16 protein-coding genes and 2 riboswitches are annotated in these 15,254 nt (G+C 71.5%); of the genes, 12 read left to right on the top strand and 4 right to left on the bottom strand.

Annotation, left to right across the window (positions count from 1 at the left end):
• Positions 1-16: 16 nt before the first annotated feature.
• A complete protein-coding gene (locus tag ABD126_RS14840; protein ID WP_343934389.1) occupies positions 17-688 on the top strand; it encodes a DUF899 domain-containing protein in 672 nt (223 codons plus the stop codon).
• A gap of 374 nt (positions 689-1,062) precedes the next feature.
• Here ABD126_RS14840 and ABD126_RS14835 read toward each other — a convergent pair whose 3' ends face one another.
• The 3 genes from ABD126_RS14835 to ABD126_RS14825 are packed head-to-tail and all read right to left on the bottom strand — an operon-like array spanning position 1,063 to position 4,830.
• Positions 1,063-3,129, bottom strand: coding sequence for a 3-hydroxyacyl-CoA dehydrogenase NAD-binding domain-containing protein (locus tag ABD126_RS14835; protein WP_343934388.1), 2,067 nt, complete (start codon positions 3,127-3,129; stop codon positions 1,063-1,065).
• Positions 3,129-4,331, bottom strand: coding sequence for an acetyl-CoA C-acetyltransferase (locus ABD126_RS14830; protein WP_343934387.1), 1,203 nt, complete (start codon positions 4,329-4,331; stop codon positions 3,129-3,131). The genes ABD126_RS14835 and ABD126_RS14830 overlap by 1 nt, the downstream gene beginning before the upstream one ends.
• 55 nt (positions 4,332-4,386) lie before the next feature.
• Entirely contained in the window at positions 4,387-4,830 is a 444-nt protein-coding gene (locus tag ABD126_RS14825; RefSeq protein ID WP_343934386.1) for a GNAT family N-acetyltransferase, read from the bottom strand.
• A 106-nt stretch (positions 4,831-4,936) separates the two neighbouring features.
• Here ABD126_RS14825 and ABD126_RS14820 point away from each other — a divergent pair, with 106 nt between their 5' ends.
• From ABD126_RS14820 to glyA, 9 genes are all read left to right on the top strand, one after another.
• Positions 4,937-6,085, top strand: a complete 1,149-nt coding sequence (locus ABD126_RS14820; RefSeq protein WP_343934385.1) for an acyl-CoA dehydrogenase family protein — start codon at positions 4,937-4,939, stop codon at positions 6,083-6,085.
• A complete protein-coding gene (locus ABD126_RS14815; protein WP_343934384.1) occupies positions 6,085-7,215 on the top strand; it encodes a CaiB/BaiF CoA transferase family protein in 1,131 nt (376 codons plus the stop codon). Before ABD126_RS14820 ends, ABD126_RS14815 begins: the two co-directional genes overlap by 1 nt.
• Positions 7,216-7,604: 389 nt before the next feature.
• The gene (locus ABD126_RS14810) at positions 7,605-7,766 is read left to right on the top strand and encodes a hypothetical protein (RefSeq protein WP_170199802.1); all 162 of its coding nucleotides are present in this window, start codon (positions 7,605-7,607) and stop codon (positions 7,764-7,766) included.
• 190 nt (positions 7,767-7,956) lie between these two features.
• Positions 7,957-8,445 carry a helix-turn-helix transcriptional regulator gene (locus tag ABD126_RS14805; protein WP_121227042.1) on the top strand — a complete coding sequence of 163 codons (489 nt, stop codon included), beginning with the start codon at positions 7,957-7,959 and terminating at the stop codon, positions 8,443-8,445.
• 152 nt (positions 8,446-8,597) lie between these two features.
• Positions 8,598-8,999: a hypothetical protein gene (locus ABD126_RS14800; RefSeq protein WP_343934383.1), complete on the top strand. Its 402-nt coding sequence runs from the start codon at positions 8,598-8,600 to the stop codon at positions 8,997-8,999.
• A 21-nt stretch (positions 9,000-9,020) separates the two neighbouring features.
• The gene (locus tag ABD126_RS14795) at positions 9,021-9,323 is read left to right on the top strand and encodes a DUF3817 domain-containing protein (protein WP_343934382.1); all 303 of its coding nucleotides are present in this window, start codon (positions 9,021-9,023) and stop codon (positions 9,321-9,323) included.
• Positions 9,320-9,559 (top strand): hypothetical protein, encoded by a 240-nt coding sequence (locus tag ABD126_RS14790; protein WP_343934381.1) that lies wholly within the window; start codon positions 9,320-9,322, stop codon positions 9,557-9,559. Before ABD126_RS14795 ends, ABD126_RS14790 begins: the two co-directional genes overlap by 4 nt.
• A 30-nt stretch (positions 9,560-9,589) precedes the next feature.
• Positions 9,590-9,682: riboswitch (glycine riboswitch) on the top strand.
• Between the two features lies 1 nt (position 9,683).
• A riboswitch (glycine riboswitch) is annotated at positions 9,684-9,784 on the top strand.
• Between the two features lie 105 nt (positions 9,785-9,889).
• A complete protein-coding gene (gene gcvT / locus ABD126_RS14785) occupies positions 9,890-10,990 on the top strand; it encodes a glycine cleavage system aminomethyltransferase GcvT (RefSeq protein ID WP_343934637.1) in 1,101 nt (366 codons plus the stop codon).
• Positions 10,991-11,004: 14 nt separating this feature from the next.
• The gene (gene glyA / locus ABD126_RS14780; protein ID WP_343934380.1) at positions 11,005-12,270 is read left to right on the top strand and encodes a serine hydroxymethyltransferase; all 1,266 of its coding nucleotides are present in this window, start codon (positions 11,005-11,007) and stop codon (positions 12,268-12,270) included.
• A 125-nt stretch (positions 12,271-12,395) separates the two neighbouring features.
• Here glyA and ABD126_RS14775 read toward each other — a convergent pair whose 3' ends face one another.
• Entirely contained in the window at positions 12,396-13,052 is a 657-nt protein-coding gene (locus ABD126_RS14775) for a hypothetical protein (protein WP_343934379.1), read from the bottom strand.
• 130 nt (positions 13,053-13,182) lie between these two features.
• Here ABD126_RS14775 and ABD126_RS14770 point away from each other — a divergent pair, with 130 nt between their 5' ends.
• Positions 13,183-14,409, top strand: a complete 1,227-nt coding sequence (locus tag ABD126_RS14770; protein ID WP_343934378.1) for a class I SAM-dependent methyltransferase — start codon at positions 13,183-13,185, stop codon at positions 14,407-14,409.
• Positions 14,406-15,176 (top strand): DUF1295 domain-containing protein, encoded by a 771-nt coding sequence (locus ABD126_RS14765; RefSeq protein ID WP_425542812.1) that lies wholly within the window; start codon positions 14,406-14,408, stop codon positions 15,174-15,176. The genes ABD126_RS14770 and ABD126_RS14765 overlap by 4 nt, the downstream gene beginning before the upstream one ends.
• The last annotated feature ends 78 nt before the right edge of the window (positions 15,177-15,254 follow it).

Below are 15,254 nucleotides of genomic sequence, written 5' to 3'. Positions count from 1 at the left end.
CAGAGGCAGGTGCCCGGTGAAGACGCCGCCGATCGTCAGCCGCGAGGAGTGGGACGCCCACCGCGAGGCCTTGCTGGTCAAGGAGAAGGAGCTGACCCGCGCCAAGGACGCGCTCGCCGCGGAACGCCGCCGGATGCCGTGGCTGGAGGTGACGAAGCCCTACCGCTTCGACACCGCGGCCGGTCCCCGGTCGTTGCTGGACCTGTTCGAGGGCCGCCGCCAGCTGATCGTGTACCGGGCTTTCATGGACCCGGGCGTGCACGGCTGGCCGGAGCACGGCTGCAAGGGCTGCTCGCTGGTCGCCGACCAGGTGGCCCACCCGGCACACCTGAACGCGCGGGACACGACTCTGGTGTTCGCCTCCCGCGCGGGTCAGGAGGACCTGTCGAGGATCAAGGCGCGGATGGGCTGGGAGCACATCCCGTGGCACACCATCACCGACGACTTCGACCAGGACTTCGGCGTCGACCAGTGGCACGGGACGAACGCCTTCATCAGGCAGGACGACAAGGTCTACCGGACGTACTTCCTCGACAACCGCGGGGATGAGGCGATGGGCGGCACCTGGGCCTACCTCGACATCACGGCTCTGGGTCGGCAGGAGACCTGGGAGGACTCGCCGGAGGGGTACCCGCAGAGCCCGCCGTACCAGTGGTGGATCTGGCACGACGAGGCCTCTGCTTCTTGACGGTCCGAGCGGCGCTTCGCTCTCAAGCGGTCGCGCTGGCGCGCTCTCAAGATCAAAAGCTCGAAAGCGGCCGGGGAGGCCGCCAGTGGGGGGAAGGGCCTGCGTGTTCCCCACCGCATGACCTGGCGGAGCCAACCACACTTTCCCGGGGTCGGTCGAAAAACCCCGCTCGTTCCTCGCGAACTTTTTGGCCCGACCCCGGGAAAGTGCGGTAGCCCTTCGGGCAGGTCATACGGTGGGGAACACGGAGCCCCTCTGTGGCTGGGAGCCCGGCCGCGCGGAGCGCGGCGGAAGAGGCGCTGGGTGGCTGAAGCGACCGCCGCGCCGGTGTGACGAGGGGCCACATCGGCGCGGCGGTTGTCGTGTTCAGGAGGTCAGAACCTCTCGTTCTTCGCGGCCTTCTCGCGCAGGGACGCCGTCGGGCGGAAGCGTTCGCCGTAGGTGTCGGCCAGGTAGTCCGCGCGTTCCACGAACTCGCTCACGCCGTACGAGTTGATGAACTGCAACGTCCCGCCGCTCCACGGTGCGAAGCCGAACCCGAACACGCTGCCCACGTTCGCGTCCGCCACCGAGTTCAGCACGCCCTCGTCCAGGCACCGCACGGTCTCCAGCGACTGGATGAACAGCAGGCGGTCCTCGATGTCCTGTTCGGTGACGCCCGCGTCCTCGCGCGCGTAGCGCGACAGGCCCGGCCACAGGAACTTCTTGCCGCCGTCGGTCGGGTACTCGTAGAACCCCGCCCCGCCGGACTTGCCGGTCCGGCCCTCCGCGACCAACTCCTCCAGCACCTTGAACGCCGGGTGGTCGCCCAGGGCGCCGGCGACGTCCGGGTCGTCGGCCAGCGTCTGGTCCCGGATCTTCAGTTGCAGGGTCAGGGTGACCTCGTCGGACACCGCCAGCGGCCCGACCGCCATGCCCGAGCGCTTCGCGATGTTCTCGATCAACGCCGGCCGCACGCCCTCCGCGATCATCGACACCGCTTCGGTCACGTACGTGCCGAACGTCCGCGACGTGTAGAACCCGCGGCTGTCGTTGACCACGATCGGCGTCTTGCCGATTTGCAGCACGTAGTCGAACGCGCGGGCCAGCGTCTCCTGCGACGTCTGCTCGCCCACGATGATCTCGACCAGGCGCATCTTCGGCACCGGCGAGAAGAAGTGCAGGCCGATGAACTTCGTCGGGTCCTGCACCGCCTGCGCCAAGCCGGTGATGGGCAGCGTCGAGGTGTTGGACGCGATCACCGCGTCCGGCAGCGCCGCCGCCTCGGCCGCCGGCAGGACCTTGTTCTTCAGCTCGCGGTTCTCGAAGACCGCCTCGATGACCAGGTCGCAGCCGGCCAGGTCGGCGTCGGAGTCCGTCGGCGTGACGCCCGGGTTGCCGTTCGCGCCGCGGGTGGCGGCCTCCAGGGTGACGTCCTTGAGCACCACCTCGATGCCCGCCTTGGCCGACACCTCCGCGATCCCCGCGCCCATCATGCCCGCGCCCAGCACGCCGACCTTGGTCACCTTCGTGGCGTCCACACCGGACGGACGCGACCCGCCCGCCGAGATCTCGTTGAGCTGGAACCAGAACGTCCCGATCATGTTCTTCGCGACCTGGCCGGTCACCAGCTCCACGAAGTACCGGCCCTCGACCTTCAGCGCCGTGTCGAAGTCCACCAGCGCGCCCTCGACGGCCGCCGCCAGGATCTTCTCCGGGGCCGGGTACACGCCGTGGGTCTTCTTGCGCAGCACGGCCGGCGCGGCGGCCAGCAGGCTGTAGACGTTGGGGTCGCCGAACTTCACGTCCGGCACGGTGTACCCGGGCTGGTCCCACGGCTGCACCGGCGTCGGGTTGGCCTTGATCCACGCTCGCGCCTGGGCGATCAGGTCCTCCCCGGACGACGCCAGCGCGTGCACGATCCCCGCCTGCAACGCCCGCTGCGGCCGGAGCTGCTTGCCCTCCATCAGCAGCGGCAGCGCCGGCTGCACGCCCAGCAGGCGCACCATCCGGGTCACGCCACCGCCACCGGGCAGCAGGCCCAGCGTCGCCTCGGGCAGGCCGAGCTTGATCCGGTCGTCGTCCAGCACGACCCGGTGGTGGCAGGCCAGCGCGATCTCGAAGCCGCCGCCCAGCGCGCTGCCGTTGATGGCCGCGACCACCGGCTTGCCCAGCTTCTCCAGCCGGCGCAGCTGGCCCTTCATGTCCTCCAGGAAGCCCAGCGCCTCGGCCGCGTTCTCCGGGGTGACCCGCACCAGCAGGTTCAGGTCGCCGCCCGCGAAGAACGTCTTCTTGGCGGAGGTGAGCACGACGCCGGCGATCTCGTCGCGCACCGCCTCCAGCTTGGCGACCGCCTCGCCCATCGCCTCGTGGTACTCGGCGTTCATCACGTTCGCCGAGCCCGACATGTCCATGGTCAGCGTGACGATGCCCTCGTCGTCGCGCTCGAAGTGGATAGCCATCAGACCCTCTCGATGATCGTCGCGATGCCCATGCCGCCGCCCACGCACAGCGTGGCCAGGCCCCGGCGCAGGTCCCGGCGCTCCAGCTCGTCGAGCAGGGTGCCCAGGATCATGCAGCCGGTCGCGCCCAGCGGGTGGCCCATGGCGATCGCGCCGCCGTTGACGTTGACCTTGTCGTCGGGCAGGTCCAGCTCGCGCTGGAACTTCAGCACCACCGACGAGAACGCCTCGTTGATCTCGAACAGGTCGATGTCCTCCACCGACAGCCGCGCCTTCTCCAGCGCCTTGCGCGCCGCCGGGGCCGGGCCGGTGAGCATGATCGTCGGCTCGCTGCCGACCACCGCGACCGACACGATCCGCGCCCGCGGGGTCAGGCCGAGGTCCTGCCCGACCCGGGCGTTGCCGATCAGCATGGCCGCCGCGCCGTCCACGATCTGCGACGAGTTGCCCGGCGTGTGGACGTGCCGGATGCGCTCGACGGTCGGGTACCGGTCGATGGCCACGGCGTCGAAGCCCAGGTCGCCGTGGAACTGGAAGGACGGCTTCAACCCGCCCAGGCCCTCCAGCGTGGTCTCCGGCCGGATCGCCTCGTCGTGGTCCAGGACGACCGTGCCGTTCTGGTCCACCACCGGCACCAGGGACTTCTCGAAGTAGCCCTTGTCGCGCGCCAGCGTGGCCCGCTGGTGGGAGCGCAGCGCCCACGCGTCCACGTCCTCGCGGCTGAAGCCCTCCAGCGTCGCGATCAGGTCCGCGCTGATGCCCTGCGGCACGAAGCTGGTGCGCAGGTTGGTCTCCGGGTCGGCCGCCCACGCGCCGCCGTCGGAGCCCATCGGCACCCGCGACATCGACTCCACGCCGCCCGCGACCACGAGGTCTTCGAACCCGGACGCGACCTTCGCCGCGGCCAGGTTCACCGCCTCCAGGCCGGACGCGCAGAAGCGGTTGAGCTGCACACCCGCGGGCCGCAGGTCCCACCCGGCCGCCAGCACGGCGGTCCGGGCGATGTCCGAGCCCTGCTCACCGACCGGCGACACGACCCCGAGCACGACGTCGTCCACCACCGACGTGTCCAGGTCGTTGCGCCGCGCCAGCGCGTCGAGCACCCCGGAGGCGAGGGTGATCGGCTTGACGCTGTGCAGCGAACCACGCTTTCCCCTGCCACGCGGTGTGCGCACCGCGTCGAAGATCAAGGCATCGCTCATGCTCCCACGGTAGGCAGCGCGGACGGCCAAGCCCATGACCGCGCGGAGTGACTTATTAGCTCACCGGGAGCTGCATCACCTCGTCCTCGCCGGAGAAGCCGAGCCGCTCGTAGAGCCGCCGCGCGGTGAGGTTGCCGCGGAACACCCTCAGCTGCACCCGCCGCCACCCGTGCTCACGGGCCCACGCCACGACGTCGCGGACCAGGGCCTCGCCGACGCCCCTCTTCCGGAACGACGGTTTCACCCACATGGAGTAGAGGTACAGCACATCGTCGTGGTCCTCGTGGGGCACGCCCGCCACGAGTCCGACCGGATCCGGAGCCTCGGCGACGACCTTCACGCCCCACCTCGGGTGCAGCAGCTCGCGCCACCGGGCCTCGTCGTAGCCCTGCTCCCGGGACAGGGCGGAGCCGAACGCCTGCGGGTCGCTGGCCAGCGCGGTGAGCCTCAGGTCGCGCCAGGTGACCCAGTCCCCGGGGGACAGCCTGCGGAGCTTCATGACCGCAGTGTTGCGCACCACCCTGACAATTGCGCTCACGATCTCGGGGCGACTGTGGGTGCGGCGGTCATGGCGGGTGGCCGCCCGCGGTGGGACCGTCGGTGACATGCCTACTCGCCGTTCACCGTGGATGACGGACGACCTGGACCAGCTGCGGCAGCTCGCCCGGACGTTCTTCGAGAAGGAATCGGTCCCCCACCACGAGCGCTGGGCCGCCCAGAAGCAGGTGGACCGGGACTTTTGGACCAAGGCGGGCGACCTGGGCCTGCTGTGCCTGTCCATCCCGGAGGAGTACGGCGGGGGCGGCGGCACGTTCGCGCACGAGGCGGTGCTGCTGGAGGAGCAGGCCCGCGCCGGCGACAGCGCGTGGGGCAACAGCGTGCACAGCGGCATCGTGGCGCACTACATCAACGCCTACGGCACCGAAGAGCAAAAGCACCGCTGGCTGCCCAAGCTCGCCAGCGGCGAGTTCGTGGGCGCCATCGCGATGACCGAGCCCGGCGGCGGCTCCGACCTGCAGAACATCAAGACCCGGGCCATCCGGCGCGACGACGAGTACGTCATCAACGGCTCCAAGACCTTCATCACCAACGGCGCGCAGTGCGACCTGGTGGTCGTGGTGGCCAAGACCGACCCCGGCCAGGGCGCGACCGGCATCTCCCTGCTGGTCGTGGAGACCGCCTCGACCCCGGGCTTCCGGCGCGGCCGGGTGCTGGACAAGATCGGCCTGAAGGGCCAGGACACCGCGGAGCTGTTCTTCGACGACGTCCGCGTGCCCGCCGCGAACCTCCTCGGCTCGTCCGAGGGCCAGGGCTTCATCCAGCTCATGCAGCAGCTCCCGCAGGAACGGCTGATCATCGCGGTGGCGTCCATCGCGGGCATCGAGGCCGCCGTCGACCTGACCGTGGAGTACGTCAAGGACCGCACCGCGTTCGGCCGGGAGCTGATCAAGTTCCAGAACACCCGGTTCACCCTCGCCGAGTGCGCCACCGAGGCCCGCGTGACCAGGGCGTTCGTGGACGAGTGCGTCGAGGCGCACCTCGCGGGCCGGCTCGACGTGCCCACCGCGGCGATGGCCAAGTGGTGGTCCACCGAGCGGCTGTGCCGGGTCGTGGACGAGTGCGTGCAGCTCTTCGGCGGGTACGGCTACATGACCGAGTACCCCATCGCCCGCGCCTGGGCGGACGCCCGCGTCCAGAAGATCTACGGCGGGACGAACGAGATCATGAAGGAAATCATCGCGAGGTCCCTCTAGTGGGCGGGCCGCTGGCGGGGCTCAAGGTCGTCGAGCTGGCGGGCCTCGCGCCCGCGCCGTTCGGCTGCATGGTGCTCGCGGACCTGGGCGCGGACGTGGTCCGCGTGGACCGGGTGTCCGGCGGGCTGGAGGTGCCCGGCGACGTGCTCGGGCGCGGTCGGCGGTCCATCGGCGTGGACATCCGGCGGCCGGAGGGCGCGGAGCTGGTGCTCAAGCTGGTGGAGCGCTCCGACGTCCTGGTGGAGGGCTTCCGGCCGGGCGTGACCGAGCGGCTGGGCATCGGGCCGGCCCAGTGCCTGGCGCGCAACCAGCGGCTGGTCTACGGCCGGATGACCGGCTGGGGCCAGGACGGCCCGCTGGCCGACCGGGCGGGCCACGACATCAACTACATCGCGCTCGCGGGCGCGCTGGAGCCGATCGGCCGGGCCGGGCAGCCGCCCACGGTGCCCCTCAACGTCATCGGCGACTTCGGCGGCGGCGGGCTGCTGCTCGCGCTGGGCATCCTCGCGGCCCTGTACGAGCGGGAGCGGTCCGGGCGCGGGCAGGTCGTGGACGCGGCCATGGTGGACGGCGCGGCGCTGCTGACGACGTTCCTGCACGGCATGAAGGCCGCCGGCGCGTGGGGCGGCGAGCGGGGCACGAACCTGCTCGACGGCGGCGCGCCGTTCTACGACGTTTATGCCACAGCGGATGGAAAGTTCGTCAGCATCGGCGCACTGGAGGAGAAGTTCTACGCTGATCTGCTGGTGTTGCTGGGGTTGGCGGACTCGGACGTGCCGAACCGGCACGACCCGGCCCAGTGGCCCGCCCTGCGGGCCCGCATCGCCGAAGCGGTGGCCACCCGGACGAGGGACGAGTGGGCGGCGCTGGCGGCGGGCACCGACGCGTGCCTGGCGCCCGTGCTCGCGCCCGACGAGGCCCCGGCGCACCCGCACAACCGGGCGCGCGGGACGTTTGTCGAGGTCGGGGGCCTGACCCAGCCGGGACCCGCGCCGCGCTTCGACCGCACGCCGGCCGGCGGACCGTCCGCACCGCCCGCCACGGGGCATCACACGGACGAGGTGCTGGAGTTCCTCGGACTGGGTGAAGGGGATATTGCGGAACTGCGACGATCCGGTGTCGTGGGCTAATGCGAAAAGGGTGCGACAAATCGTCCGGAGTGCTGCCGGGAAAGGGAGCGGCCGGGCCTCGGCCTAATGACACACAGTGGGTGCGTCGCGCAAGCGGGTGATGTGCTCGGGATTGCCGACGATGTGGCTGAACCTCGGTGCTCGTGCCTGGGGGAGTGGGGGCGAGTGGCCCGCACCCTGGTCATCGGCGGGTGCCGAGGGCCTCTTGATCGGCCGTTCGGGTGATGTGGGTCACGACCCACGCGTGGCAGCGTGTCCTGCCCTACGCCCGGTCGTGGGATCGCGGCGGGTTCCGCGCTCATCGTCCGGGTGAATGGGGGACCATGTGGGGTAACACGGCGGGCACGCGGCCCGCCGCCGCGCACCCTTGAACGGACGGAGAGGCACCAGTGAACGTCAAGAAGGTGGTCACGCTGGCGGCTGTCGCGCTGCTGCTGTTCCTCCTGATCACCCAGCCCGACCAGTCCGCCGAGGCGGTGAAGACGGCCCTCGGGTGGCTGCGCCAGGGCGCCGAGTCGATCATCACGTTCGTCCGCAGCCTGTTCAACTAGCCCCCGCCGCGGGGCGCGGTGGTCTGCTCACCATCCGTGATGGTCGGCCTCCCCCGTTGGACCGTCTGGGTGGAATGAGGGCTATAACGTGCTGGTAACAGGGTTTTTGACAAACCGGGGTCTAGCGGTTGTCGGTACCCGCTAATACGGTGCGCTGCATTGGCTGATCTTCGACCGACGAGGAGGCAGAATGGTCGAGGACTCCGGAGTCGACGAGCTGCTGCGGCAGTGGGCGGCCGAGCGCTCGGACGACGCCGAGCTGCGCGAGGTGAACCGGATCAAGGACGAGTGGCTGGCCGAGGCCCCGCCGTCCGCGCCGGGCATCCCCGTGCAGCGGGCGAACGGTGGACCGCGGGGCCTGGTGAAGGTCGAGTCCGCGGATCCGGCCTACGTCGCGGCGATGCGGAAGCGGGCGCCAGAGGTGCCCGAGGTCCTGCTGGCCGCGGCAGCGAGCTACTGGCAGCTCGTGGGCGACCTGTCCGAGGCGGAGGCGTGGTGGGACGCGGGCATCAGCCCGTTGGACCAGCGCGCCCTCGACTACCGGGCCGCCGGGCTCACGCCCGCCGACCTGGGACGTCGGCTCGGGCCGATGACGGTGCTCCAGCACCTGCGTCGGGGCAGCGCGGCGGCGTGGTGCGTCGCCAGGTTGCAGCGGCAGCGCCGGGACGGCGTTGCGTGATGTCGGGCGCGCCACGCGCGAGCGTGGCGCAGCGCAAGGGCGTCGCGCGGTGAGGGCGCGGCGTGGTCGGGACTAGCGTGATCGGGAGGGCGGGCTCCTGTGCGGGGAGCCCATCCCGGTCGGGGGTCGCCGACCCGAAGTACCCTTGAGCCGTGCGCAGCGGCCTCATCACCCCTCGACGTGTGGCGATCGCGGTCGCGTGCGTGCTCTCGCTGGTGGTCTGCTGCGGTCTCGCCTACTGGCAGTGGGAGCGGTTCTCCCAGGCCGGGGGCACCTTCCAGAACCTCGGTTACGTCTTCCAGTGGCCCCTGTTCGGCCTGTTCCCCGCGTTCATGGTGTGGCGGATGCGCAAGCTCGCCGCCCAGCGCCGCGCGGAGGACGCCGCTGTGGGCGCGGACACGTCGTCGCAGGTGGCGGGGGAGCCGGTGGCCGCGCCGTCGGAGCCGGTCGTTACCGTGGAGCCCGTCAGGACACCCGCGCACGACGACGAGGACGACGAGCTGGCGGCCTACAACCGCTACCTCCGCGAACTCCACGCGCGGGACCAGCGGTGAGCGAAGGCGGTCGGTAGGGCGATGAGCGGTGCGTTGGGCCGGTTCCGGTTCATGGCTTACGTGGTCGGTGTGGGCCTGCTGCTGCTCGTGGCCGCGATGGGCGTGAAGTACCTCGGCGACCAGGACGGCATGATGAAGGTCGTCGGCCCGGTCCACGGCTTCCTCTACGCGATCTACCTGGTGATCACGGTCGACCTGGCCCTCAAGGCCCGCTGGTCGCTCAAGGGCACCGCGCTGGTGCTGCTCGCCGGCACGATCCCGTTCGTGTCGTTCTACGCCGAGCGCAAGGTCGTCGAAAGCGTGAAGGCCGAGCGCGCCCTGTGACCACGCCGGCCGCCGCCACCTTCGGCCTGGCCGCCATGCCCGGTCGGGCCGTCGGCACCTTCCCGTCGGCCGTCGGCACCTCCGCGTCAGCCGCCACCACGTCCGGTCGGGCCGTCGGCACCTCCGCGTCGGCCGCCGGCGCCTCCGGTCGGGCCGCTTCCGCGTCGGTCCCGCCCGCGTCGGCCGCGCCCGTGGTGACCGGGCTCGTGTTGACCGGGCCGACCAGGCACAACTAGCGTCTGGCGGTACCAACTGAACACGGCCGTCGATGTCGCGCGGGAGAGTCCCCACCCACTACGGGGCGCCGAAGGAGCAACTCCTCCCCGGAATCTCTCAGGCACAGCTACCGCCCGACGAAGGCAACTCTGGAAAGCAGGCGCCAGCGCCTCGCCCACGGTGCAAGCCGCCCCCGCCGACGTGCGGGGTCCCGGCGAAGCTCTCAGGCTCATGACAGAGGGGGAGGCTCACTCGGACGAGGAGTCTCGATGGACCGTGTCATCCTTCGTAGCGGCAGGCCGACCCACCCGGTCGGCGCCCCTGCCGTGCCCGCCATCAGGGAGGACCCCGTGGAAACCCGCCGGACGCCGCTGCACGCCGAGCACGAGGCGCTGGGCGCCCAGTTCACCGACTTCGCGGGCTGGCGGATGCCGCTGCGCTACGACAGCGAGCTGGCCGAGCACCACGCCGTGCGCACGTCGGCGGGCCTGTTCGACCTGACGCACATGGGCGAGATCGTCCTGACCGGCCCGCAGGCCGGCGCCGCGCTCGACCACGCGCTGGTCGGCCACGCGTCCGCGATCGGCGTCGGCCGCGCCCGCTACACCATGATCTGCCAGGCCGACGGCGGCGTGCTCGATGACCTGATCGTGTACCGCACCGGTGACCAGGAGTACTTGGTCGTCGCGAACGCCTCCAACGCCGCCGTCGTGTTCGCCGCCTTGAAGGAGCGCGCGGAGGGCTTCGACACGACCGTCGAGGACAAGTCCACGGACTACGCGCTGCTGGCCGTGCAGGGGCCGAAGGCGGTCGCCATCCTCGAAGGCCTGACCGCCACCGACCTGGCCACGGTCAAGTACTACGCCTCCTACCCGACCGAGGTGGCCGGCAAGCCCGCGCTGCTGGCCCGCACCGGCTACACCGGTGAGGACGGCTTCGAGCTGTTCCTCGACCCCGCCGACGCCCCGCACGTGTGGCAGGCGCTGCTCGACGCCGGCCGGCCGCACGACCTCAAGCCCGCCGGCCTGGGCTGCCGCGACACCCTGCGCCTGGAAGCCGGGATGCCGCTGTACGGCAACGAGCTGAGCACGTCCCGCACGCCCTACCACGCCAACCTGGGCCGCGTGGTCAAGCTGGACAAGCCGGGCGACTTCGTGGGCCGCGAGCCGCTGGCGAAGGTGGCCGAGGCGGGCGTCGAGGCCAAGCTGGTCGGCCTGAAGACCGAGTCCCGCCGCGCCCCCCGCCACGGCTACGCCGTGCTGGACGCCGAGGGCAACGCGATCGGCGAGGTCACCAGCGGCGCGCTGTCGCCGACGCTGGGCTACTCCGTGGCGATGGCCTACGTGCCGCCCGCGCACGCCGAGCCCGGCACCAAGCTGTCCGTCGACGTCCGGGGCCGGCAGGAGCCCGTGGAGGTCGTCTCGCTGCCGTTCTACAAGCGCAACTCGTAGGGAGAAACCCCACCATGTCCGAGCACTTCAACACCTCCCTCGCGGAGTTCGACCCCGAGGTCGCCGAGGCGGTCGCGGCCGAGCTGCGCCGGCAGCAGGGCACGCTGGAGATGATCGCGTCGGAGAACTTCACGCCGGTGTCGGTGCTCCAGGCGCAGGGCTCGGTGCTGACCAACAAGTACGCCGAGGGCTACCCGGGTCGCCGCTACTACGGCGGGTGCGAGAACGTCGACGTGGTCGAGCGGCTGGCCATCGCGCGGGTCAAGGAGCTGTTCGGCGCGGGGTTCGCCAACGTGCAGCCCCACTCGGGCGCGCAGGCCAACGCGTGCGCCATGTTCGCCCTGCTCCAGCCCGGTGACACGATCCTGGGCCTGGACCTGGCGCACGGCGGCCACCTGACCCACGGCATGCGGATCAACTTCTCCGGCAAGCTCTACAACGTCGTGCCCTACCACGTGTCCGATGTGGACGGTCGGGTGGACATGGCCGAGGTCGAGGCGCTGGCGCAGGAGCACAAGCCGAAGCTGATCGTGGCCGGCTGGTCGGCCTACCCCCGCCAGCTGGACTTCGCGGAGTTCCGCCGGATCGCCGACTCGGTGGGCGCGTACCTGATGGTGGACATGGCCCACTTCGCGGGTCTCGTGGCGGCGGGCCTGCACCCGAGCCCGGTGCCGCACGCCCACGTCGTCACCACGACCACGCACAAGACCCTCGGCGGTCCGCGCGGCGGCGTGATCCTGACCAACGAGGCGGACCTCGCGAAGAAGATCAACTCGGCGGTGTTCCCCGGCCAGCAGGGCGGTCCGCTGGAGCACGTGATCGCCGGCAAGGCGGTGGCGTTCAAGCACGCCGCGTCGCCGGAGTTCGCCGACCGCCAGCGCCGCACGGTCGAGGGCGCGAAGATCCTCGCCGAGCGGCTGTCGCAGCCCGACGCGGCGGCGGCCGGCGTGAAGGTGCTGACCGGCGGCACGGACGTGCACCTGGTGCTGGTGGACCTGGTGGCCTCGGAGCTGGACGGCAAGCAGGCCGAGGACCGCCTGCACGAGGTCGGCATCACGGTCAACCGCAACGCGGTCCCCAACGACCCGCGCCCGCCGATGGTGACCTCGGGCCTGCGCATCGGCACGCCCGCCCTGGCCACCCGCGGCTTCGGCGCGGCGGACTTCGCGGAGGTGGCCGACATCATCGCGACCGCCCTCCAGCCGGCCGCGGACCTGTCCGAGCTGCGCTCGCGCGTCGAGGTGCTGGCCGCGAAGCACCCGCTCTACCCGAACCTGTGAGGGTTCCGCCGGCCCGCTGAGCGGGGCGGCACATGACCCCCGGCCCAACCCCAGGCCGGGGGTCATGTTCTTCGGGGGTGGACTCAAGCTCCAGAGGGATGGACTCAAGCTCCAGAGGGGTGGACTCAAGCTCCGGAGGGCACCGCCACGCCGGGCGGCAGGCACTCCACGTTGCGCTTGCCGTCGGGCTGCACGACGAACCACGTGCCGCCCACGCCCTGGCCCTTCCACTGGCCCGGCGCCTCGTCCTTCGAGTACGTGTAGAGCGCCCAGCCGGCCAGCGTCACCTGCTCGGTCCCGTCGGCCCGCTTCACGGTGCCGACCAGCGCCGGGTCGACGCCCTCCAGCTTCGGCGCGCCGCCGGCCAGCAGCGGCGGCCAGGTCTCCGCGCACTTGCCCTCGCAGTTGGACTTGGGCGGGTTCGGCGTGTCCTTGTCGAACCGGTACAGCGTGCGGCCGTCGCCGTCCTGCACGACGTCGCCCATCTTCGGCACGCTCTTGGCCACCAGCGTGACGCCCGGCCCGGACGGGGCGGGCGCGGCCTGACCGGCCGGGGTCTCCTCGGTCGCCTCGGTGGCGGGCTCCTGCGCGGCGGGGGTCTCCGCGGCCGGAGGTGCCGGTGGGACGTCCCCGTAGTCGGCCTGCGCGGCGGCGCCCACCTGCTCGGTCTGCGCGACGTTGGTCCCTTGCAGGCCGACGGCGTTGGAACTCCACATGACCAGCGCGAGCACGGCCGCCATGCCACCCGCTGCGGCGATGGCGATGCGGTTTCGTCGGATCACACTCAACTCCTCCTCGATGGCGTCGGTCGCTCCACCGACGATTACGGCCCGGTCACGACCGCGGTTCAGCGGCGAACCAAGACAGGGGTCGGCGCGAACGTCCGAGCACCAGACCCGTGAGGAGGAGTCCGTGGCCGTCAGCACCGCAGGCCGGCTCGCCACCGTCGTCGAACGCGTCCTGGGCGCGAGCCCGCCCGTGGGGCTGCGCGCGTGGGACGGCAGCACCGCCGGCCCGCAGGACGGGCCGGTCGCCGTGGTCCGCGACCGCCGCGCCCTGCGCCGCCTGCTGTGGAACCCCGACGAGCTGGGCCTGGCCCGCGCGTACGTGGCGGGCGAACTCGACGTGGAAGGCGACCTGACCGAGGGCCTGGCCAGGTTCTGGGCGTTGGCCCGGCGCGGCGCGGTGGGCAAGCCGAAGCCCGCCGACCTGGTGGCCGCATTCCGGGCGGCCGTGCGCCTGGGCGTCGTCGGACCGCGCCCCGCGCCGCCCGGCGAGGAGGCCCGGCTGTCCGGCCGCCGGCACACCCGGGCCCGCGACCGCAGCGCCATCGCCCACCACTACGACCTGAGCAACGCGTTCTACCAGCTCGTGCTGGACCCGAGCATGGCCTACTCGTGCGCGTACTTCTCGTCGCCGGACATGACGGTCGCCCAGGCGCAGCACGCGAAACTCGACCTGGTGTGCCGGAAACTGGGGCTGCGGCCCGGGATGCGGCTGCTCGACGTCGGGTGCGGGTGGGGCTCGATGGTCGTGCACGCCGCCAAGCACTTCGGCGTCCGGGCGACGGGCGTGACGATCTCGGCGCAGCAGAAGGCCTTCGTCGAGTCCCGGATCGCGGCGGAGGGCGTCGCGGACCTGGTGACCGTGCGGCTCCAGGACTACCGGGAGGTGTCCGGCGAGCCGTTCGACGCGGTGTCGTCCATCGAGATGGGCGAGCACGTCGGCGAGGAGAACTACCCGGAGTACGCGCGGGTGCTGCACCGGATGCTCAAGCCGGGCGGGCACCTGTTGCTGCAACAGATGTCCCGTGGCGCCAACGCGCCCGGCGGTGGCGCGTTCATCGAGTCCTATGTGGCGCCGGACATGCACATGCGGCCCCTCAGCCGGACCCTCGCGCACCTGGAGGGCGCCGGGTTCGAGATCCGGGGCGTGCAGGCGCTGCGCGAGCACTACGTGTGGACCGTGCGGGCCTGGGCGCGGACGCTGGAAGAGCACTGGGACGAGGCGGTGCGGCTGGTCGGCGAGGGGCAGGCGCGGGTGTGGCGGCTGTACCTCGCGGGCGGCGCGCTGACGTTCGAGGAGGGGCGGATGGGCGTGGACCAGGTCCTGGCGCGGCGGCCGGAGGTGTTGGCGTGACGTTCGGGTGGAACGTGCTGTGGTCGGCGGTCGCGGTCGTCGTGCTGATGTCGGCGCTGTTCGCGGTGGCGGTGCGGCGCAAGCGGTTCGACCTGGTCGACTCGTTCTGGGGGCCGGGGTTCGCGGTCGTCGCGGTGCTGACGCTGGTGTTGGCGGGGGCGTCGGCGCGGGCGGTGCTGGTGACGGCGTTGACCGTGGTGTGGGGTGTGCGGCTGGGGTGGCACATCCACGCGCGCAACCGGAAGAAGTCCGAGGACCAGCGGTACGTCGACATGTACCGGCGGGCGCGCGGCAACCCGGTGGCCAAGATGTACCGGGTCTACCTGTTGCAGGCGGCGATCATGGTGCTGGTGTCGCTGCCGGTGCAGTTCGCCGCGTACCGCGACGACCCGCTCGGCGTGTTCGACGTGGTGGGTGTCGTGGTGTGGGCGGTCGGGTTCGCGTTCGAGGCCGTCGGGGACTGGCAGTTGGAGCGGTTCAAGGCCGATCCGGCGAACCGGGGGCGCGTGATGGACCAGGGGTTGTGGCGTTACACGCGGCACCCCAACTACTTCGGTGACGCGTGCGTGTGGTGGGGGCTGTTCCTGTTCGCCTGCCCGGACGGGGTGGTGTTGGCGGTCAGTCCGGTCGTGATGACCTTGCTGTTGGTCAAGGGGAGCGGGAAACCGTTGCTGGAGAGGGACATCGTGCGGCGGCGGCCCGGTTACCGGGAGTACGTGGAACGCACGAGCGGGTTCTTCCCGCTGCCGCCCAGGAGTGCGAGGTGACCACGCCCTTGCCCAGTGGGAGGTGACCACGTGGACGGCGGTCGAGGACGAGCAACCGACCACCAGGGCCGCCGTCGG

It is taken from the genome of Saccharothrix mutabilis subsp. mutabilis (assembly GCF_039521145.1).
Classification (GTDB): domain Bacteria; phylum Actinomycetota; class Actinomycetes; order Mycobacteriales; family Pseudonocardiaceae; genus Actinosynnema; species Actinosynnema mutabilis.
This window is presented reverse-complemented; position numbering and strand designations above follow the sequence as displayed.